Origin of the sequence: Thermoactinomyces sp. CICC 10522 (genome assembly GCF_016055075.1) — a bacterium.
GTDB classification, from domain to species: Bacteria; Bacillota; Bacilli; order Thermoactinomycetales; family Thermoactinomycetaceae; genus Thermoactinomyces_A; species Thermoactinomyces_A daqus.
In genome coordinates this window covers 53,958-73,913 of the sequence record NZ_JAECVY010000004.1, presented here as the reverse complement: position 1 = coordinate 73,913, position 19,956 = coordinate 53,958, and the positions used below count along the sequence as shown (strand labels likewise).

The following is a 19,956-nucleotide window of genomic DNA, read 5'->3' as shown; positions in this document are numbered from 1 at the left end:
ATATGAGCGCACAAGTTGCACTCCTCATTCCCCTCTTTCCTTTCCTCGCTTTCCTTTTGTTGATTTTTGGCAGGAGGTTCTGGGGGGAAAAGGCGGCGGCGGGAATCGGCATTATCGCCACTTTCGCCTCATTTGCCGTCACACTGCCGGTCCTGTGGGGGAGTTTGGGCAAAGGGCAGACGATCACATGGAGCATACCGTGGTTTCATCTCGGGGAAAAGGCCGTTTTTCTCAGCATGCGTTTGGAACCGGTCAATGTCCTGATGCTGGTGATCGTGTCCGGTGTGAGTTTTCTCGTTCATCTCTATTCGTACGGGTATATGCGGAAAGATGAGCGCTTTACCGTGTTTTATGCTTATCTAACCCTGTTCACCTTCTCCATGCTGGGTCTGGTGATGTCGGCCAATTTGCTGCAAATCTATTTTTTCTGGGAATTAGTGGGCGTTTGCTCGTTTTTATTGGTGGGCTTCTGGTATTTCAAGCCGGAAGCAAAGGAGGCAGCCCGCAAAGCGTTTGTGGTCACCCGGATCGGGGATGTCGGTTTGTTCATCGCCATCGCTTTGCTCTACTGGCATGTGGGCAGTTTTGAGGTGATGGATGTAAAAGCGGCGGTTCTGAACGGTAAACTGACCCCGGGGATCATCACCCTGACCGCCATTTTGATTTTTGTCGGCGCTGTCGGAAAATCGGGGCAATTTCCGCTTCACACATGGTTGCCGGATGCGATGGAAGGCCCGACTCCGGTCAGTGCGCTGATCCATGCTGCGACGATGGTGGCCGCCGGTGTCTATCTGGTGGCAGATCTCTTTTTCCTCTTCACCGCTTCGCATCAGGCGATGAACGTCGTTGCCTATGTCGGCGGATTTACGGCGATTTTCGCTGCGACGATCGGTGTGGCGCAAAATGATATCAAGCGGGTGCTCGCTTACTCGACAGTGAGCCAGCTCGGCTATATGATGCTGGCATTGGGATCAACGGGTTATGTGGCAGGGATGTTTCATCTGATGACACATGCCTTTTTTAAAGCCCTTCTCTTCCTCTGCGCAGGTGCAGTGATCGTCAGCCTGCACCACGAACAGGATCTGAGAAAAATGGGCGGATTGTGGAAAACACATCGATGGCTGGGGTATTCCTTTTTGATCGGATGTTTGGCGATCTCGGGAATTCCGCCTTTTTCCGGTTTCTTCTCGAAGGATGAGATTTTGGAATCGGCGTATGCCGACGGGCGAACCGGTTTGTTCATCGTCGGGGTGCTTGCCGCCTTCTTCACCGCTTTTTATATGTTCCGCCTCTTCTTTATGGTATTTGCGGGACAGGCGCGAGGAGAGAAAAACAGGGAGCCGGTGCCGCGGGTCATGATGGTCCCGATTCTGATTTTGGCCTTTATGTCGATCATCAGCGGGTTTTTCAACACTCCCGGAGACCGGCTGGCACATTGGCTGACCCGTACCGGTACTGCCACCATTTCGCTTGAGCATGCGCCGGTGTGGATCTCGGCAGTGGCGATTGTTGTGGCGGCCGCCGGCATTTTTCTCGCTTATGCCATGTACGCCTCAGAGCGGATCAGCCCCGAACGGGTGGCAAAGTCTGTCCCTTGGGCATATCAGGTCGTTTATCGGAAGTATTACCTCGATGAGCTTTACCGGGCCGTGCTTGTCTGGCCGCTGAAGGGACTGGGCTGGATACTGACCGGTTTTGACCGCTTTCTCATTGGCGGGCTCGTTTACCTGAGCGCCTGGATTGCCCAGCTGGTGGGAAGAATCGGATCCCGCCTGCAAAACGGGCAAGCGCAGACCTACGTTTTAATTAGCTTGATCGGATTTGTGATCTTGATTGTCGGTTTGACAGCGGGGAGGTTGTTTCCATGACAAGTTGGGTTGATTGGTTGCCAACGCTCGTCACCTTTTTTCCACTGCTCGGTGCGGTGATTTTGCTGTTTTTTCCCCGTGATCTGGTAAAAGGGCACCGCTTCGTCGGGATTTTGAGCACGATTCCGTCGCTGATTTTGGCAATTGTGATGTATCAGCGATTCGATCCGGCGTTGAACGGAATGCAGTGGTTTAAGTCCGTTACCTGGTTCCGGATTCCGATTTTCGGTGGAATGCCCTGGGAGTTTCATTACAGCATGGGCGTTGACGGGTTGTCGCTGCCACTGGTCGTTCTCACCTGTATCGTCAGCACATTGGCGGCGGTTGCCTCCCTTTATATCAAACAGAGGACAAAAGCCTATTATGCGCTCCTGCTGATTTTGCAGACGGGGATGGCAGGGGTGTTTCTGGCGGCAAACCTGTTCCTGTTTTTCATCTTTTTTGAGGTGACGTTAATCGCCACCTTCTTTCTCATTGGCGGCTGGGGCTACCTTGGCAAGGAGAAGGCGGCTAACCACTTTTTGCTTTATACCGGTTTGGGTTCCGGGTTCCTGCTTTTTGCCATGGTCGGGCTGCTCCTCTTTTTCGGCTCACTCGATTATTCGGTTTTACAGGAACGCATGGCCCAGCTGGCCACTCAGATGGCATTGTTGCCACCGCAGGCGCAAACGATGCTCTGGCTCATTTTCATAAGCCTGCTCATCGCGTTTGGCATCAAACTGCCAATCTTTCCCTTTCACAGCTGGATGCTGCGGGTGCATGTGGAAGCGCCGACGCCTGTGGTGATGATCCACTCCGGGATTCTTCTCAAAATGGGGGCCTATGGTTTAATCCGGTTCGGGGTGGGCCTGTTCCCGGGGTTTATGAAGGAAGCGGCTGCTGTCTTGTCCATTCTCGGGCTGGTCAATATTTTGTACGGCGCGATCCTGGCCTTTGTGGAAAGGGAACTGAAACGCGTGCTGGCCTTCTCGAGCATCAGTCATATGGGGATCGTGTTGTTCGGGCTCGCATCTTTAAATGAAATCGGATTGCAAGGGGCGATTTTCCAGGCGGTTTCCCACGGGTTAATTTCCGCCCTGCTCTTCTTCCTGGTTGGGAGTTTGTACCATCGCACCAAAACGACGCTGTTGGACGATTTGGGCGGATTGGCCAAAACGATGCCCGTCCTCTCTGGGATTTTGATGGTCGGTGCGCTGGCTTTGTTGGGGTTGCCGGGATTGTCGGGATTTATCAGCGAATTTTTCGCCTTCCTCGGTTTGTTTAAAGTGCGTCCCATTGTGGCTTCGGTGGGAGCGCTCGGCCTCATTTTGGCCGCCGTTTATGTATTGAGATTTCTGTTGCAAACGACATTTGGCCCGCTGAAGGAACGCTATCTCAACAGTCTCGACATCCAAGCGAAGGAAAGCGTCCCCATGTTCGTGCTGGTCGGTTTGATCGTGCTGATCGGAATTTACCCGGCGGCGCTCGGCGAACCGATGCACCATACCTTACAATATCTGGTAGCGAAGATCGGAGGGTAGGGACATGGAACATACATTGCTTGATTTTAATCTGAGGGTCATGGCTCCGGAGCTGATCATTGTCTCTGCCGCCGCCCTTCTTGTGATTCTTGAGCTATTGCTCAAAGAATCGACATCGCGCAATTGGATTGGCTGGCTCGGCCTGCTTGCCGTGATTGCTGCGGGCGTCAGCGTCGGAATGGAGTTTGGACATCCGCCCTATCAGATCCTCAATGACTCGTATCGGGTCGATTCTTTCAGTTTGGCTTTCAAAGCCCTGCTGCTGGGCGGGGGAGGACTGACGATCCTCTTTTCCCTTGCCGGGGGGAAGAATGAACAGCCCAAACCGAAAGGCGAATACTATATACTTTTGCTCGCAGCTCTTTTGGGCGGAATGATGATGGTTTCGTCGGCTGATCTGCTCGCGCTGTATGTGGGGTTGGAATTGCTGAGTCTGTCCTCGTACATATTGGTGGGCATAAACAAACGCGATCGGCATTCCAATGAAGCGGCATGGAAATATGTCGTGTTGGGCGGGGTGTCTTCGGCCTTTCTCCTCTACGGGATGTCGTTTTTGTACGGATTGACGGGAGCCACGAACCTGTTTGCGATTCAGGGAAAAATGGTGGAAATGGTGGCAACGCAAGATCAGGCATATATCTATGTGTCGCTCTTTTTGATGATGGTCGGCTTTGGCTTCAAAATTGCCACCGCTCCGTTTCACACCTGGACGCCCGATGTGTACCAGGGGTCCCCGACACCCGTTACCATCTTTCTGGCCGTGGTCTCCAAAGCAGCTGCGTTTGCCCTTGTGGCCCGGGTTCTCCTGATCGCTTATCTCCCGTTGGTCAGCACGGGAGCCTGGAATGAAATTGTCTCATGGCTGTTAATGATTTTGGCGGCCTGCTCCATGATTATCGGCAATACGGCGGCGCTGCGGCAAACCAATGCCAAACGTCTGCTCGCCTATTCGAGTATCGCCCAGGCGGGGTATGTTTTGGTTCCGCTCTCGACGCTGGGATTTGTAGGCTTTGATCTGTTTCCCAGCCTGTTCTATTACCTGTGTGCTTATCTGTTCATGACGGCAGGGGCATTCGCTGTGGCTGATTGCATCGCAAAAAGCAGTAAAAACGACCAGATCAGCGCCTTTGCCGGACTTTCCCGCCGCTCTCCCTGGCTGGCAGGTGTCATGACCATCTTTTTAATCTCGTTGGCCGGTTTTCCGGTGACAGCCGGCTTTTTCGGTAAGTTTTACCTGCTTACCAGCGCCGTCGGCAGCAATCAGGCCTGGCTCGCAGCCGCCATGATTTTGACAACGATTGTTTCCTATTATTACTACTTTGAGTTTATACGCCAGATGTATTTTCGGGCGCCGGATCTTGCCGCCCCCAGGGTAAGCGTTTCCTGGGCAGCCTGGGCCGTTCTGGCGATCGGGGTTGCCGGAACGCTGGCGCTCGGGTTGTTTCCCGACCTTCTCCTGCACGAATTGGGCAAAATCGATTGGCATTCCGCATTTGCCCAGGCGCAAAATGCGATTCGACAATAAGGGTGATCGGGACAAAAAATACCCCGTTTCCTGGTCGGACGAAGCGGGGTATTTTTGCGGAATGCCTTGAGAACAGCCGACTTTACCGGCAATTCCGGGTGAAGCGTCGGGAAAACAGGCAGGCGAAAATCGAAATTTGTTTGCCAATCAGAAAAAAACTTTGCGCGACCGTTCATTTTTTTGTACCATGATACCATGTGAGAACATGTGCCTGAAGGAGTGCATATGATGGATGGAGCGACGCAATTGGCGCTTTCTTCTCTGGTGGACATACTCATTTCGCTCGCCTGCATTTTGGTCTGTTGGTGGGTGCTGACGGGAGTTCGCCTCGAAGTCATTTTCAAGAAAGGGCGAACAACTGCAGTGAAGGCTCTTCATGTGATTTTGGCCTTGGTCCTGGGGCATCAGCTCGCCACCTTCTTCATCGATTATCTGGGTTGGTCCAAACTGCTGGGGCAGCTCTTTTAGGGGATCATGGGTATATTCTCTCCCGTAAATGCGAAAAATGGGAATAATATTAATTTATGGGAGAGAAGGATGATGAGGAAATTTCGGTTGATTGAAGCAACCGTTTGGCTGTTGTTTTCCTTCTTGCTGATGGGTTCCCAGATGAAATTGGGACCGGAACAAAAATTGCTGCAGGTTTTTCATTCTGTCGGTGGACGTCCGGAGCTTTATGTGCTCCATTTTGGAAGCCGTACACCGGATGCAATGACGAAAGAGAGAATGGACCAATTGGCTGGGAAGCTCCAAGTCTCTTTAGGCACAGCTTCGTTGAAAAAAAATGCAGAAACAGACGGAATCCGATATACGGCAACGGGATGGATTGCACCGGATCTCCTGGTGCAATGGGTTATGATCAACGATGAGCCGTCCAGCGATAAGGTTCGGCCGTATCTTTCCCTTCAACTGATCGGGAAGGGGGAGCCCGGGGCTGATTTTGCAAAAGCGCGTGACCGTTGTACGAAGGTTTTGCGAGAAAACGGAATCATCCCTTCTTATCATTTTTCCGTACAAGGTACCGCGTCGGTTGGGCATACTGATGCTGAAAACTTGTTGACCCGGGTAACCCGGATGCTTAAAGCAAGAGAAGTGGAAGAGATGCGGACAGACCGCACCATTAGCCTATCCTTGTTTTCTCCCCTACTCTCCAGCGGCATTCGGACAGGCGGTGGAGTGATGAATGTACAGGTTGCGGCACGGATGAACCATGACACTCATCGCTTGATATTGACATTAGGAACTCCGATTATCACCATAGAATATTAGGTCTTATGGGGGGGAAGAGCTATGGAAAAAATTATTGTTCAGGGTGGGACGAGATTAAGAGGCAGAGTAAAAGTTCACGGGGCAAAAAATGCCGTCCTTCCGTTGATTGCGGCATCGATCCTGGCTTCCAGAGGGGAAATTTCGATTCTGGATGTACCGATGCTGGAGGATGTCAAAACAATCACGCAGATGCTGAAGCGCCTCGGAGTTGCCGTAACGCTGAATGAAGACAATGTCGTGATCAATGCGGAAAAAATGATCTCCACCGAAGCACCTTATGATTTGGTGCGCAAAATGAGAGCGTCCGTGTTGGTCATGGGGCCTCTCCTCGCTCGCAAAAAACGCGCACGTGTTCCGCTCCCCGGAGGGTGTGCAATCGGTAGCCGTCCCATCGATCTTCACATCAAGGGATTTGAAGCGATGGGGGTTCAGTTTGAGACGGGACAGGGCTTTATTGAAGGGTATGTCCCCGACCGGCTGAAAGGTGCGACGATCTATCTCGATTTCCCGAGTGTGGGGGCGACCCAAAACATCATGATGGCCGCGACGCTGGCGGAAGGGCGCACCATTATCGAAAATGCCGCCTGTGAACCGGAAATCGTCGATTTGGCCAATTTCCTCAATGCGATGGGAGCGAAAGTGCGGGGGGCCGGTACCGATGAAATCCGCATCGACGGTGTGGATTTCTTGCGCGGAACGGAGTATACCGTCATTCCCGACCGCATCGAAGCGGGAACATACATGGTTGCAGCTGCGATTACCCGCGGTGAGGTGTTCGTTGAGGGAGCCATTTCCGATCACCTCGTTCCGTTGATCGCCAAATTGCGCGAGATGGGAGTCCATGTACTGGACGGGGAAAACGGCATTCATGTCCGGGCTGACGGAGATTTGAAACCGGCCGATGTCAAAACGCTTCCTTATCCGGGATTCCCCACCGATATGCAGTCGCAGATGATGGCGCTGCTGCTGACGGCAAAAGGGACCAGCCTGCTGACGGAAACCGTGTTTGAAAATCGCTTTATGCATGTGGAAGAGTTTAAACGGATGGGAGCGCAAATCAAAATCGACGGTCGGACTGCGATTATCGACGGCGGGAAACCGCTGTCCGGAGCGCAGGTGAAAGCGACCGATCTGCGTGCGGGGGCCGCTCTGATCCTGGCGGGACTGGCAGCCGAGGGGATCACCGAGCTGACCGAACTGCATCACGTCGACCGCGGATATGTGGACATCGTGGGCAAGCTGCGGGGACTCGGGGCCAAGATCGCCCGCGTACCCGTGGAAGAAGCAAGTCATCTCAAACAAAAATCCTTTGCCTGAAATGAGTAACAGGAAAGCGATCACCGTGTGAAAGGTGGTCGCTTTTCTTTTTTTCTATCAAAGCGCGATTGCATGGCGGGATGTGACTCATCTTGACTTTCCTGCGTTCCGGTTTGTCTCGCCAATGTCCTCACCCATCGGTTACATTCTGTTTTTTGTTCTAAACCGCTTTCCGCTTTTCATAGTTTAATAGTGATTTAATCGGTACTCAGGAGATGGAGTAACCCAATACCGGCACTATACAAAAATCGGAGGCGAAAGCGGCTTGCATAAGGGATACCTGTTTGTCTTTCTGGGGTTGTTGCTGGTGATTACCGTCATTCCGGCTGTGTTGGTGTGGATCGGATCGGATTCCTCTCCCACATTGGCGGATTCCGGTGCAACAAAGAGCGTAGATGAGCAAAAGTGGAAGGTGCGGGTTTTTTTGACGGAGGAACAACGCGTCGTCGAGATCCCCCTGGAGCAATACGTCTGCGGAGTGGTTGCTTCAGAGATGCCGGCCGACTTTGCCATGGAAGCATTAAAGGCGCAGGCGCTGGCGGCCAGAACGTATATCGTCGACCGGATGGAAAAAGGAAATTTCAAGGATATGGCTGAGTGGGGAGAAAAAGCGAAAAGCGCCTATGTCACCGATACGGTGCAGCACCAGGTGTATACGACAAACGAAAAGCTGCATCGCGAATGGGGAAACAAGTATCAGCAAAATTGGAAGAGGATTTCCGAAGCGGTTGCGGCTACCAAAGGAGAGATTATCACCTACCAGGGAAAACCGATTTATGCCGCTTTTTTCTCGACAAGCAATGGGCAGACGGAAAACTCCGAGGATTATTTCAACGAGAAGTACCCTTATCTGCGCAGCGTTTCGTCGCCCTGGGATGAAACCTCTCCCAAGTTTTTGCAGCAGCAAAGCATGTCATTGACGCAATTGATCGGAAAGCTGGAAAAGTCGCTCGGCATTAAAATCAGCCTGTCTGCCTCGACCGGGGAGCCTCTGTTAAAAGTGATCAACCGGACTCAGAGCAATCGTGTGGCCCAGGTCAGGGTGGGGGACAAGTTATTGAGCGGCCGCAAAGTAAGGGAAGCGCTGAATCTCCCATCCTCTGATTTTTCCTGGAAAATCACGGGGGATCGCGTGCAGATCACCACCAAAGGCTACGGGCATGGGGTCGGCATGAGCCAATGGGGAGCCAACATGATGGCAAAACAGGGGAAAAAGGTGGAGCAAATTATCAAATATTACTATCACGGCGTGGATATCAGCCCGATCCCCGATTCTTCAAGTGTCGGATAAAGAGGGGTTCGGGGAATATACCAAAAATTTGCAGGCTTGGGTATAAAAAGAGATTTCGAGGTCGACAATGGTTCCTGAGGTGATTGTTCATGAAACCTGAGGAACCAAAAAATCAAGTTTCTGACTTTGAAAAAGCGAAGCGCCGTTTGAAGTGGAAAAAATTATTTGCCCAGAAATGGTTTTTCCCGGCCGTTTACCTGACCGCGGCAGCACTGATTCTAGCTATTGCTTGGTGGTATCAGGATTATCGGGTTCATCAAGTGACCGAGACAACAAAACGCACCGTTCAACAATCTCTGCCGATGGAGCCGATTCCATCCAATCCGACAGATGATGATTTCGTGTTGCCGATTGCCCCGGATGCGCATGCGGTGAAGACGATGGGTTTTTATGATGAAGCGGCTTCCGAAAAGGAGCGGGAAGCTTCGCTGGTCAAATATGCCAATTCCTTTTGGCCGCATTCCGGGATTGACTTTGCCCGCAAGGACGGGAAGTCATTTGATGTTGTCGCGGCATTGGAAGGAAAGGTTATTCGTGTTGAAGCGAATCCGGTTGTGGGATACCAAATCGAAATCCAACACGACAGCGGGATTACGACCGTCTACCAAAGTCTGAAAGAAGTCAAGGTGAAAAAAGGGCAAATGGTGAAAAAAGGACAGGTGATTGCCACAGCAGGCCGGAACAGCTTTGAAAGAGAAGCGGGCATCCACTTGCATTTTGAAGTCAGAAACAAGGATCATCAAGCAATGAATCCGGCTGAATATCTGCCAAATTCCTGAAGGCGAAACGCTCTCAAAAACGAGGGCGTTTTTTTGTATCCATAAAATGGTGAAGCCGGAGGGGGGAAAACGGGGCAGCAACTCGGGAGGAGCGGAGGCTGCCGCGACCCATAAAAAATAGCTTGTTTATGCCTGTCTCAGCGCGTTTCGAAAGAATAACCCCTACCCCCTGTCAATATAATGTACCAAATGAATGAAAGGGGGCACGGCGGGTGCATGATTATATAAAAGAAAGGACCATAAAGATCGGGCGTTACTTTGTGGAGACGCGCAATACCGTGAGAATGATCGCCAAGGAATTTGGCGTTTCCAAAAGTACCGTGCATAAGGATTTGACGGAGAGGCTTCCCGAAATCAATCCCGATTTAGCGAATCAGGTGAAGGAAATTTTGGAATATCATAAGTCCATTCGCCATATTCGAGGAGGAGAAGCGACAAAGATCAAATATAAGCGGAATAAGGAAAATAAATCAGGGGAAGTTTCACTGAAAGTTTAATATTTTCCTGTGGCACCGGACGCATTACATAAGATTAAAAAAAGAGAGAGAAAATCTCATTTTGCGAGGTGGCCTGACAGTCTCCGGTGCTCTTTTCTGTATAAGAAACGTTCAAACTCCTCCAGCTCTAAGTGTAGACTTATGTTAATAGTTACGATATATTCTATTATGAACATAGCTGGATTTTATCAATTGCTTGTTGTTTTGCTTTGGACGAGCTTTTTATAGATGGTTGAATCATAATGTGGAGAAGTAAGCCTTTGGAGAGGAATGCAGATGAGTTATCCAAATAAAGAAACCCCAGTTGACAAAAAGTCGGAAACGGTTGAAAGTCCCGGACAGGAAACCAAAGAAAAAAGCTCGCCTTCGGAAACCAAAGAAATGACGCGTTTGCCCGTCGGAAAGCTGAAATGGAGCAAAGACGAAGAGGAAGAGCAGGATATAGAACTGATCTTGGCCAAAAGCAAAAAAAATGAGGCGGTTTCTCCCAAAAAAGAAGATGGAAACGAATCCAGTACGGCGGGCGTTGCCGGGAATTCGCCGAAATCTTCTCCGAAAGAGGATGCAGATCCTCTCTCCAAGCCGCAAGGGAAAGCGGGCCTGGCCAAAGAAGGGGAAACCCCGCAAAAGGAAGTTGCTTCTTCTGCCGAGTCAACGCAGACGGCCAAGCGGGAGCTTACGATCGAAGACACATTAACTCCGATTGACTTTAAGGAGTACCTGATCGATCCCAAGCAAACCAAAAGCGAAGAACAGGCGCAGTTTAAAACGGAAGTTAAAAAACCTGTCTTTCAAGCAGAACCGCTTCCGAAAAAAGAAGAATCGAACGCAAAAGCAGAAAAAGAAGAACCAAAGTCGAAGGAACAGAAAGAAAAGCCCAAGGTAAAAGAAAAAACCAAAGCAAAAGAGAAACCAAGTGTACAGGATAAACGTTTTGGGGAAGATGCAAAAGAAGATAAAAAATCTTCGAGCCAAAACCTGGCGCGGATAGCCAAAATCCTGTGGTTCCCCGTTACGATCGTTGTGGTCTTGATTGTAGGATTCATCATCGGTCATACGGTGATCGGGGATCAACCGGCAGGCGATCTTTTTAATATGAGCATGTGGAACCATATCTATGATTTGCTCTTTACGAAATAGGCCCGTCGAGGTTGTACAGACGGGAGCTTTTCTTTTCGGAAGAGGGGATCGTGTGAAAATCAGTAACTGTGAGGAGGGATCCTGGTGAATTTGCCCAATCTGATTACGTTGGTTCGCTTTGTTTTTATTCCCTTGTATCTGTTCGTTTTCTTTTCGGATTTGCCGGGCCACATGTACTGGGCGGTTGGGATTATCCTTCTCGCAGGTTTGACTGATGTGTTGGATGGATACTTAGCGCGCAAGACCAAACAGATTACCCAGCTCGGAATTATGTTAGACCCGTTGGCGGACAAGCTGATGATGATCGCCATTTTCCTGTCGCTTCTGATTTCGGGGAAAATCAGTTTTTGGGCGGCTTTTGCGATCTTTTTCCGCGATTTTACCATGATCGTCTGCTCGGCGATTTTTCATTTTCGCGGTAAAAAAACGGTTCCGGCCAACATTTTCGGCAAGCTGACAACCGTTCTTTTCTATTTGACATTATTCCTTCTTCTTTTCGACTTGCCGAATGCCGAAACGTTCTTGTGGTCGGTGATTGTGCTCTCTTATATCACTTCGCTCATCTATATGCTGCAATTGAAAACGGTCAATGGACGGATGATGCAATAAGAATCGGCGAAAATAAAACCGATTCTTTTTTTATATAAAGAGATTTTGTATGATAAGGGAATGGGGAGGTGCACCAATGACGGCACGAAATATTACACGTACTATTATCGTAGAAACCCCCTCCAGACCGGGCAATTTGGGCAAAGTCACCACTGCGATCGGACAGGCCGGCGGAGATATCGGGGATATTACCACTATCAAAATCGGACCGCTCTCCACCGTTCGTGATATCACGGTTCAATTTGAAAGCGATGAACAATTGGAAGTGGTTGTGCGGGCGATCGAAGCACTTGGAGGCGGCATTTATGTGCACGGAGTTTCAGATGAGGTGCTGAGAGCGCACGAAGGTGGGAAAATCCGGATGGTCAGCAAGTTGGATATACGCTCACTGGCTGACTTGCGCCGGGTGTATACCCCTGGTGTGGCTGACGTTTGCCGCGTAATCCAGGAAGAGCCGGAGAAAGCCCGATATTATACAAGCATCGGCAATACTGTGGCTATTGTGACGGATGGTACGGCCATCTTGGGATTGGGAAATATCGGACCGCTGGCCGGGATGCCGGTGATGGAAGGGAAAGCGGCATTATTTGACCGCTTTGCCGGAATCAGCGGTATCCCGATTTTGCTTGACACCAGCGATCCCGATGAGGTGGTTCGCACGATTAAGAACATCAGTCACAGTTTTGGTGGCATTTTGTTGGAGGATATCGGTTCCCCGCATTGCTTTGAAATCGAAGAACGCCTGAAACGGGAACTCCCGATTCCCGTCATGCATGATGACCAGCACGGAACGGCCGTTGTCACTCTTGCCGCAGCGATTTCGGCTTGTCGTGCGACCGGAATTGAACTGAGGGACGCAGTCGTCGGACAGATTGGTCTGGGGGCGGCGGGACTGGCCATTTGCCGCATGTTTATGGCTTATGGAGTTAAAGAGATGTGCGGGGTGGATCGTCAGGCAGCCGCGCTCGACCGTTTGCGGCAATACGGTGGCACACCGCTCGGTTCACTGGAAGAGTTGATGGAAAAATGTGACATCGTCGTGGCAACCACTGGCGTTCCGGGCCTGATCAAGCCGGAGATGATTCGTCAGGGGCAGGTGATTCTGGCGCTTTCCAATCCGAAGCCGGAGATCGATCCGGTATGTGCCCTGAAAGCGGGAGCAGCATTTGCCGCGGACGGGCGTTCGGTCAACAATGTTCTCGGATTCCCCGGAATTTTCCGCGGGGTGCTCAATGCCGGCGCACGTGATATCACCCATGAGATGCTGGTAGCGGCGGCACAGGCTATCGCCGATTGCACCAGCGAAGGAGAACTGGCTCCTCACCCGCTTGATCCGGAAGTGCATCGAAGAGTGGCCCGCGCCGTGGAACAGGTGGCTTCGCAAAAAAATTGAAGATGATTGATGAAAGCATTAAGAAAAGAGGCTCCTGCTCAGATGCCGGAGTCTTTTTTGTTTGGGAAAATGCACCTTCATTTGTAAGAAATCCGCCCATTTTGCGGGCGCCGCTCCCTTGGTATTTCCAGGGCCCATTCGTTATAATGATGACAAGTGCCTGAAGCCGGAAAGCCCTGAGAATGGAAAGGAGTTTGATCATGGAACTTGATGCAAAGCAGATTCAGGAAATTATTCCGCACCGCTACCCCTTTTTGCTGGTCGATAAGATCACGCACCTTGAGCCGGCAAAGAAAGCAATCGGTGTGAAAAATGTGACAATCAACGAGCCTTTTTTCCTCGGCCATTTTCCGGAATATCCGGTGATGCCGGGAGTTCTCATCATTGAAGCATTGGCGCAGGTGGGAGCGGTTGCGGTTCTCAGCTTGGAGGAAAATCGCGGCAAAATCGCGTTCTTTGCCGGGATCGACAATGTGCGTTTCCGCGATCAGGTCAAGCCGGGTGATGTGCTGACGCTGGAGGTGGAAATGACCCGCGTCAAAGGACGGGTAGGCAAAGGGAAAGGGACAGCCCGCATCGGTGATAAAGTGGTGGCCGAGGGAGAATTGATGTTTGCCATTTCCTGAACGGAAGAGCTTGATACATAAAAGCGGAAGGTCCGTGAAAGGAGGACCTTCCTTCTCATGTCCGTTTCGGTTAATCCCAGAGATGAAAAAGGCGAAGACTGAAATAGAGAATACCCCATAATGGAAGACTAATCATTATCCCGTTTATGATTCCGAGCATGGAGTCATACGAATCACTCGCCATTTTTTGTCTTCTCATGATCCTTTCTCCTCCAAAAGGGGTGTTATGCTTATTATCACCGATTTGGCCCGATCTACCCCCGGAGAATCAGTGGAAATGAAATCCGCTTGGTCTTTTATTTCTGAAGGATGTGTTGGACGATGAAAAAACGCATACTCGTTATTTCCCATATGTATCCAAATGGTGTAAACCCGATGGCGGGAATTTTTGTGCAAAACCAAACAAAAGCACTGCAAGAGGCCGGGCTAGATGTTCGCGTCGTCGCCCCGATGCCTTCATTTCCGCTTTATCCGAAATGGCGGGGGTACCGCCGTTTGCCCGGGCGGATGGTAAGAGAGGGAATTCCCGTCCATTATGTGCCGACACGGATGTTTCCGGGTGGATTTTTCTTTTCGCAGTATGGGAATTACTATATCGATTCACTGCGAAAAGTGATTTCCTCCATCCGCGAGGAATTTTCCTTCGACCTGATCCATTGCCATACGATTTATCCGGATGGTTATGCAGGAGCAAAATTGAAAGAGGAGTTTGGAGTCCCGGTTGTCAGCACGATCCACGGATCTGATATTTTGCTTTATCCAAAGCGGAACAAGGGAGTCCATGCCCGCACGCTTCGTGCACTTCAGGGAAATGATCATGTGATCGCAGTGAGTGACCGGCTGAAAAGAGAAGCACTGGCCATGTGGCCGGACCTTTCCGTTTCCACCATCTATAACGGCTTTGACCCCAAGCAGTTCTTCCCGGTGGCGAAAGAAGAAGCACGGCGGCGACTGGGATTGCCGGAACGGGAAAAAAGCGTGTTGTTTGTGGGAAACCTGCTCCCGGTCAAAGGGGTTCATTTTCTTTTGCAAGCGTTTAAGCAAATCGTTCCGGATGGAAACGGAATCCGCCTTTATTTGGTCGGAGATGGACCGCTTCGCGCAGAATTGGCCCGGCAGGCGGAGGAATTGGGCATTGCGGCACATGTAACTTTTTTGGGCAGAAAACCCTATGACGAGATCCCTTTGTGGATCAGCAGTGCGGATGTGGTCGCATTGACCAGCCTGAGCGAGGGATTGCCGTCGATTTTGCTGGAAACGATGGGGTGCGGCCGGCCGATGGTGGCAACGGATGTCGGAGGAATTTCAGAGGTGTTGAGAAACGGCGAGACGGGTTGGCTCGTCCCGAGCGAGAATGTGGAACGCATTGCTGCTTCCTTGAGGGAAATTCTGGAGGATGAAGAGCTTTGCCGGAGAATGGGAGAGCAGGCATTGGAGGCGTCCAAATCCCTGACCTGGGAACAGAATGCGGCCAGAACCAAAGAGTGTTACAAAGAAGTGATAGAACGGAAAAGTTTATGACTTTTTTGATGTGGGGATACCCAAAACATTTCAACTATGTTACAGTGTATGGTAGGTTTGTAACGTTACTGTAATATATGCTTGTGAATAATCAGGATGAAAAGAGGGATTTTTGAGAGCGGATGACCTCCGTTGACGTCACGGAACGAAAGAGGTTTGATCCGCGTTCGGGGGATAATTGCCAGAGCGATCTTGCTCACTCCCCTGCATCAAGGTGTAAGAGCCTGACGCAACAATCCACTTTGTTGTTCGTTTTTCAATACCATTTTATTCTCATGAGCGATACTTAAAAATGTAAATCGTGTTGACCGATTTTGTGGATAAGAAAAGAGGGCGATTCTGTGATACGCTATGGAATTGTAGGCTGTGGACATATTGCCAAAAAGCACGTGGCTGCCATAGCGGCAGTGGAAGGAGCCGAGCTGGCAGCCGTTTGCGATACCAACGAAGAGCGGCTGAAGGAGTTTGCTGTGGGCGACGTTCGCGGTTACACCGATTTATCGGAAATGCTGAAATCGGATATCGATGTGGTGAATATCTGCACCCCCAGCGGACTGCATGCAGATTTGACCGTACAGGCGGCTGAAGCGAAAAAACATGTGATCGTGGAAAAACCGATGGCGCTCACCCTGGAAGATGCCGATCGAATGATCGATGCCTGTGAGCGAAATGGAGTGAAAATGGCTGTCGTTCATCCAAACCGTTTTCGCCCGGCTGTCGTCCAATTGCGCAAACAATTGGAGAACGGGGCTTTTGGAAAACTGGGTCACGCCAATGCGACCGTGCGCTGGAACCGGAATCAAGCTTATTACGACCAGGCACCCTGGCGCGGAACCAAAGCGATGGATGGCGGCGTGTTGATGAACCAGGCCATTCACAATATGGATCTTTTGCTGTGGATGATGGGCGATATCGAGGAAGTTTCCTCATATCATGCGACCCGTGTTCGTGACATTGAAGCGGAAGATACGTCGGTTTCGATCATCCGTTTTAAAAACGGCGCTCTCGGCGTGCTTGAAGCGGCTGTCACCATTTATCCGCGCAATCTGGAGGAATCCCTCAGTATTTTCGGGGAAAAAGGGACGGCCATCATCGGCGGGCCAACCGCAAACTGGATCAAGCAATGGAAGTTTGAGGGACTGGAAGAGGACGAAGCACAAGCGGTCATCGAGCAGGTGGAAAAGGACCCTTACGGCATTCCCGGTCACCAGTGCATCATTCAGGATATGACGGATGCGATCCGCGAAGACCGCACGCCGGTTGTCTCCGGGGAAGAAGGACGGAAAGCGCTCAGCTTCGTGATTGCTTGCATCGAGTCTGCCGAAACCGGAAAACCGGTACGCATGGCTGAATTAAACCGCAAATAAAGGAGTCAGGATAACCATGAAAAACATCCCTTTGTTAGATTTACAAGCACAATTGGCAACAATTCGCGGCGAAGTATTAACCGCTGTTGAAAAGGTGCTTGACAGCGGGCAGTACATCATGGGTCCGGAAGTAAAGGCATTTGAAGAAGAAGTGGCCAATTACGTCGGCGTGAAACATGCGGTCGGAGTTGGAAATGGAACGGATGCGCTTCTTCTGGCTCTGGATGCTGCGGGCATTGGCGCCGGAGATGAAGTGATCACCACGCCGTTTACGTTTTTCGCCACTTCCGAGGTCGTGTCCAGACTGGGAGCAACCCCCGTTTTCGTCGATATTGATCCCAAAACCTACAATATCGATGTTGATCAGATCAAGGCAAAAATCAATGAAAAAACGAAAGCGATCATTCCGGTTCACATTTTCGGGCAGCCGGCCAACATGGATGAAATTATGGAACTGGCTGAAAAGCATAACCTGTTTGTGCTGGAAGACGCCGCACAAGCGATGGGTTCGGAATATAAAGGACGCAAGATCGGTTCACTCGGACATGCAGCAACCTATTCCTTTTTCCCGACCAAAAACCTGGGCGGATATGGAGACGGCGGGATGGTCGTTACCAATGATGATGAATTGGCGAGCAAGATTCGCATCCTGCGCGTCCACGGAAGCAATCCGAAATATTATCACAGCGTGCTCGGGTACAACAGCCGCCTCGATGCGATTCAAGCCGCCATCCTGCGCATCAAATTGCGCCATTTGGATGACTGGAACAATGCCCGCCGGCAAAAAGCGGCACTTTATAATGAATTGCTCAAGGATACTCCGCTGGTTACGCCATATGCCGCAGAAGATCGCAAGCACATTTATCATCTTTACATCGTGCAGGCGGAAGACCGCGACGATCTGATGGCATACCTGAAGGAAAAAGGAATTTCCACCGGCGTTTACTATCCGGTGCCATTGCATCGCCAGAAAGTGTATGAATCGCTCGGTTACGGAGAAGGAAGCATTCCCAATGCGGAGTACATGGCCAAACGCACGTTTGCGCTGCCTCTTTATGCAGAGCTCTCCGATGAAACCATTCACGCGATTGTCGATACGATTAAAACGTATTACAACAAATAAGGGCAAAGGATGGAATGATCCATGAGCGGAAAAACATTGCTGCAAAAAATTAACGATAAATCAGCCGTGATCGGCGTTGTCGGATTGGGATATGTCGGTTTGCCGCTCGCCGTCGAAAAAGCAAAAGCGGGCTTTAAAGTGATCGGCTTTGATATCCTGCCAAACCGCGTCGACATGGTGAACAAAGGAATCAACTATATCGGGGACGTTGTGGATGAAGAGCTGAAAGAACTGGTTTCGGAAGGTTTGCTTCGTGCAACCACTGATTATTCCCTCATCTCCGATGTAGATGCGGTGGCTATTTGCGTTCCCACCCCCCTTGATCAATATCAGCAACCCAATGTCTCCTATGTGGAGAATTCGGCGAAAAGCATCGCCAAATACCTTCATCCCGGCATGCTGGTTGTTCTGGAAAGCACGACGTATCCGGGAACGACGGAAGAAGTGGTCAAACCGATTCTGGAGGAAACCGGCCTGAAAGTGGGAGAAGAGTTCTTCCTCGCTTATTCGCCGGAACGGGTAGACCCGGGCAACAAAGTATTTAACACCAAAAACACGCCCAAAGTGGTTGGCGGGGTAACGCCGGAATGTACGGAGATTGCCGCTGCGCTTTACCGCTCGGTGCTCGAAGGGGAAGTTCACGTCGTCTCCAGCCCCAGAGTGGCGGAGATGGAGAAGATTTTGGAAAACACCTTCCGCAATATCAATATCGCCCTGGTCAATGAAATGGCGATTTTGTGCAATAAAATGGGCATCGATATCTGGGAGGTGATCGATGCGGCAAAAACAAAACCTTATGGCTATATGGCGTTTTATCCGGGACCGGGGCTGGGCGGTCACTGCATTCCGATCGATCCGTTCTACCTCACCTGGAAAGCGCGTGAATACAACTACCACACCCGCCTGATCGAAGTGGCCGGGGAAATCAACAATGAAATGCCGGAATTCGTGGTCGACCGCATCATGAAAGTCCTCAATCGCTACGGCAAAGCGTTGAACGGAGCGAAAGTGGCCGTGCTCGGCGTCGCCTACAAAAAAGATATTGACGACTATCGCGAATCGCCGGTGATGGAGATCGTGCAACTCCTTGAAAAATATCGCGCTGATTTTGTGACGGTTGACCCGCATATCTCCACCTTCCGTGCCGGAGACAAAGAGTATGAAACCGTGCCGTTGACCGAAGAATTGCTCGAGTCTGCCGATCTTGTCCTGATCACGACCGATCACAGCGCATTTGATTACGAATTGATTGCCAAAAAAGCGAAAGTCATCTTTGATACGCGGAATGCGCTGAAAGATGTACAAAAAATCGAAGCGGATTACGAAAAACTATAAAGGCGGGTTTTTCCATGAAAAACTTTGTGCATGAGTCAGTCAAGATGGGGACAGGTGTCTCCATCGGCTTCTTTTCCGTCGTAGAAGAAGGAGTCGTGTTGGGCGATAACGTGACCATTGGCAATAATGTAACCATTCATGCAGGAACTGTGATCGGATCAAACGTATATATTTCAGATAACTGCGTGTTGGGGCGCTGGCCTCGTCCGGCCAAGAGTTCCACGGTAAAAGTGGATGCCGATCTGCCGCCGCTCACCATCGGCGACGGAACGACGATCGGGGCCAATACCGTCCTTTACCGGGGGAGCACGTTTGGCAAAGAGGTTATGATCGGCGATCAGGCCTCTGTCCGTGAAAAATGCACAATCGGTGACCGTGTGGTTATCGGGCGTGGAGTGGCCGTGGAAAATCAAGTGGAAATCGGTTCTTTCACCAAAATTCAGACGAATGCTTACATCACTGCCTATACGACCCTGGAAGAGCGCGTCTTCATCGCGCCAACCGTGACCACAACCAACGATAACTTTATGGGACGGACCAAAGAGCGGTTTAAATTCGTTAAGGGCCCGCTGGTGAAACGGGGAGCCCGCGTGGGAGGCGGTTCCATTCTGTTGCCGGGTGTAACCGTGGCGGAGGAAAGTTTTATTGCTGCCGGTGCTTTGGTTCACCGCGATACGGAAACGGCCAAAGTTTATGTCGGGGTGCCTGCACGTGTTTTGCGTGAAGTGCCGGATCGCGAAAAATTGGAAAATCAGGATTAACCACCACACCTCATA

General features: G+C 50.8%; 18 protein-coding genes. All 18 read left to right on the top strand.

The window, feature by feature from the left end; all coding sequences use genetic code 11:
* Positions 1-2: 2 nt before the first annotated feature.
* Positions 3-1,868 carry an NADH-quinone oxidoreductase subunit L gene (nuoL, locus tag I8U18_RS08050; RefSeq protein WP_033100390.1) on the top strand — a complete coding sequence of 622 codons (1,866 nt, stop codon included), beginning with the start codon at positions 3-5 and terminating at the stop codon, positions 1,866-1,868.
* Positions 1,865-3,388, top strand: coding sequence for a complex I subunit 4 family protein (locus I8U18_RS08045; RefSeq protein ID WP_033100389.1), 1,524 nt, complete (start codon positions 1,865-1,867; stop codon positions 3,386-3,388). Before nuoL ends, I8U18_RS08045 begins: the two co-directional genes overlap by 4 nt.
* Before the next feature lie 4 nt (positions 3,389-3,392).
* Complete coding sequence (locus I8U18_RS08040) at positions 3,393-4,913, top strand: NADH-quinone oxidoreductase subunit N (protein WP_198059387.1); 1,521 nt, start codon at positions 3,393-3,395, stop codon at positions 4,911-4,913.
* A gap of 228 nt (positions 4,914-5,141) precedes the next feature.
* Positions 5,142-5,381, top strand: a complete 240-nt coding sequence (locus I8U18_RS08035) for a DUF1146 domain-containing protein (RefSeq protein ID WP_198055544.1) — start codon at positions 5,142-5,144, stop codon at positions 5,379-5,381.
* Between the two features lie 72 nt (positions 5,382-5,453).
* Entirely contained in the window at positions 5,454-6,182 is a 729-nt protein-coding gene (locus tag I8U18_RS08030) for a YwmB family TATA-box binding protein (protein WP_033100387.1), read from the top strand.
* Between the two features lie 21 nt (positions 6,183-6,203).
* Positions 6,204-7,499, top strand: a complete 1,296-nt coding sequence (gene murA, locus I8U18_RS08025; RefSeq protein ID WP_033100386.1) for a UDP-N-acetylglucosamine 1-carboxyvinyltransferase — start codon at positions 6,204-6,206, stop codon at positions 7,497-7,499.
* A gap of 265 nt (positions 7,500-7,764) precedes the next feature.
* Positions 7,765-8,790, top strand: coding sequence for a stage II sporulation protein D (gene spoIID, locus I8U18_RS08020; RefSeq protein WP_033100385.1), 1,026 nt, complete (start codon positions 7,765-7,767; stop codon positions 8,788-8,790).
* A gap of 89 nt (positions 8,791-8,879) precedes the next feature.
* Positions 8,880-9,569 carry a M23 family metallopeptidase gene (locus I8U18_RS08015; RefSeq protein WP_033100384.1) on the top strand — a complete coding sequence of 230 codons (690 nt, stop codon included), beginning with the start codon at positions 8,880-8,882 and terminating at the stop codon, positions 9,567-9,569.
* A gap of 212 nt (positions 9,570-9,781) precedes the next feature.
* Entirely contained in the window at positions 9,782-10,066 is a 285-nt protein-coding gene (spoIIID, locus tag I8U18_RS08010) for a sporulation transcriptional regulator SpoIIID (protein WP_198064675.1), read from the top strand.
* 276 nt (positions 10,067-10,342) lie between these two features.
* Positions 10,343-11,206: a DNA-directed RNA polymerase subunit beta gene (locus I8U18_RS08005; protein ID WP_033100382.1), complete on the top strand. Its 864-nt coding sequence runs from the start codon at positions 10,343-10,345 to the stop codon at positions 11,204-11,206.
* Positions 11,207-11,290: 84 nt separating this feature from the next.
* Positions 11,291-11,815, top strand: coding sequence for a CDP-alcohol phosphatidyltransferase family protein (locus I8U18_RS08000; RefSeq protein ID WP_033100381.1), 525 nt, complete (start codon positions 11,291-11,293; stop codon positions 11,813-11,815).
* 76 nt (positions 11,816-11,891) lie between these two features.
* Entirely contained in the window at positions 11,892-13,208 is a 1,317-nt protein-coding gene (locus tag I8U18_RS07995) for an NAD-dependent malic enzyme (protein WP_198055542.1), read from the top strand.
* Between the two features lie 200 nt (positions 13,209-13,408).
* On the top strand, positions 13,409-13,834 hold the full coding sequence (gene fabZ / locus I8U18_RS07990) for a 3-hydroxyacyl-ACP dehydratase FabZ (RefSeq protein WP_033100379.1): 426 nt from the start codon (positions 13,409-13,411) through the stop codon (positions 13,832-13,834).
* A gap of 321 nt (positions 13,835-14,155) precedes the next feature.
* Positions 14,156-15,355, top strand: a complete 1,200-nt coding sequence (locus tag I8U18_RS07985; RefSeq protein WP_033100378.1) for a glycosyltransferase family 4 protein — start codon at positions 14,156-14,158, stop codon at positions 15,353-15,355.
* 341 nt (positions 15,356-15,696) lie between these two features.
* Positions 15,697-16,722, top strand: coding sequence for a Gfo/Idh/MocA family protein (locus I8U18_RS07980; protein WP_033100377.1), 1,026 nt, complete (start codon positions 15,697-15,699; stop codon positions 16,720-16,722).
* Between the two features lie 16 nt (positions 16,723-16,738).
* Positions 16,739-17,845: a DegT/DnrJ/EryC1/StrS family aminotransferase gene (locus I8U18_RS07975; RefSeq protein WP_033100376.1), complete on the top strand. Its 1,107-nt coding sequence runs from the start codon at positions 16,739-16,741 to the stop codon at positions 17,843-17,845.
* A gap of 21 nt (positions 17,846-17,866) precedes the next feature.
* The gene (locus tag I8U18_RS07970; RefSeq protein WP_033100375.1) at positions 17,867-19,180 is read left to right on the top strand and encodes a nucleotide sugar dehydrogenase; all 1,314 of its coding nucleotides are present in this window, start codon (positions 17,867-17,869) and stop codon (positions 19,178-19,180) included.
* 14 nt (positions 19,181-19,194) lie between these two features.
* Positions 19,195-19,941 (top strand): acyltransferase, encoded by a 747-nt coding sequence (locus tag I8U18_RS07965; protein ID WP_033100374.1) that lies wholly within the window; start codon positions 19,195-19,197, stop codon positions 19,939-19,941.
* The last annotated feature ends 15 nt before the right edge of the window (positions 19,942-19,956 follow it).

What these genes read in the sequence shown, in the direction of transcription:
- I8U18_RS07985 (WP_033100378.1), top strand. Translation starts at nt 14,156, where the DNA reads ATGAAAAAACGCATACTCGTTATTTCCCATATGTATCCAAATGGTGTA.
- I8U18_RS07970 (WP_033100375.1), top strand. Translation starts at nt 17,867, where the DNA reads ATGAGCGGAAAAACATTGCTGCAAAAAATTAACGATAAATCAGCCGTG.
- fabZ (WP_033100379.1), top strand. Translation starts at nt 13,409, where the DNA reads ATGGAACTTGATGCAAAGCAGATTCAGGAAATTATTCCGCACCGCTAC.
- murA (WP_033100386.1), top strand. Translation starts at nt 6,204, where the DNA reads ATGGAAAAAATTATTGTTCAGGGTGGGACGAGATTAAGAGGCAGAGTA.
- I8U18_RS07995 (WP_198055542.1), top strand. Translation starts at nt 11,892, where the DNA reads ATGACGGCACGAAATATTACACGTACTATTATCGTAGAAACCCCCTCC.
- I8U18_RS08005 (WP_033100382.1), top strand. Translation starts at nt 10,343, where the DNA reads ATGAGTTATCCAAATAAAGAAACCCCAGTTGACAAAAAGTCGGAAACG.
- I8U18_RS08015 (WP_033100384.1), top strand. Translation starts at nt 8,880, where the DNA reads ATGAAACCTGAGGAACCAAAAAATCAAGTTTCTGACTTTGAAAAAGCG.
- I8U18_RS08035 (WP_198055544.1), top strand. Translation starts at nt 5,142, where the DNA reads ATGGATGGAGCGACGCAATTGGCGCTTTCTTCTCTGGTGGACATACTC.
- I8U18_RS07975 (WP_033100376.1), top strand. Translation starts at nt 16,739, where the DNA reads ATGAAAAACATCCCTTTGTTAGATTTACAAGCACAATTGGCAACAATT.
- I8U18_RS07965 (WP_033100374.1), top strand. Translation starts at nt 19,195, where the DNA reads ATGAAAAACTTTGTGCATGAGTCAGTCAAGATGGGGACAGGTGTCTCC.
- I8U18_RS08040 (WP_198059387.1), top strand. Translation starts at nt 3,393, where the DNA reads ATGGAACATACATTGCTTGATTTTAATCTGAGGGTCATGGCTCCGGAG.
- I8U18_RS08045 (WP_033100389.1), top strand. Translation starts at nt 1,865, where the DNA reads ATGACAAGTTGGGTTGATTGGTTGCCAACGCTCGTCACCTTTTTTCCA.
- nuoL (WP_033100390.1), top strand. Translation starts at nt 3, where the DNA reads ATGAGCGCACAAGTTGCACTCCTCATTCCCCTCTTTCCTTTCCTCGCT.
- I8U18_RS08030 (WP_033100387.1), top strand. Translation starts at nt 5,454, where the DNA reads ATGAGGAAATTTCGGTTGATTGAAGCAACCGTTTGGCTGTTGTTTTCC.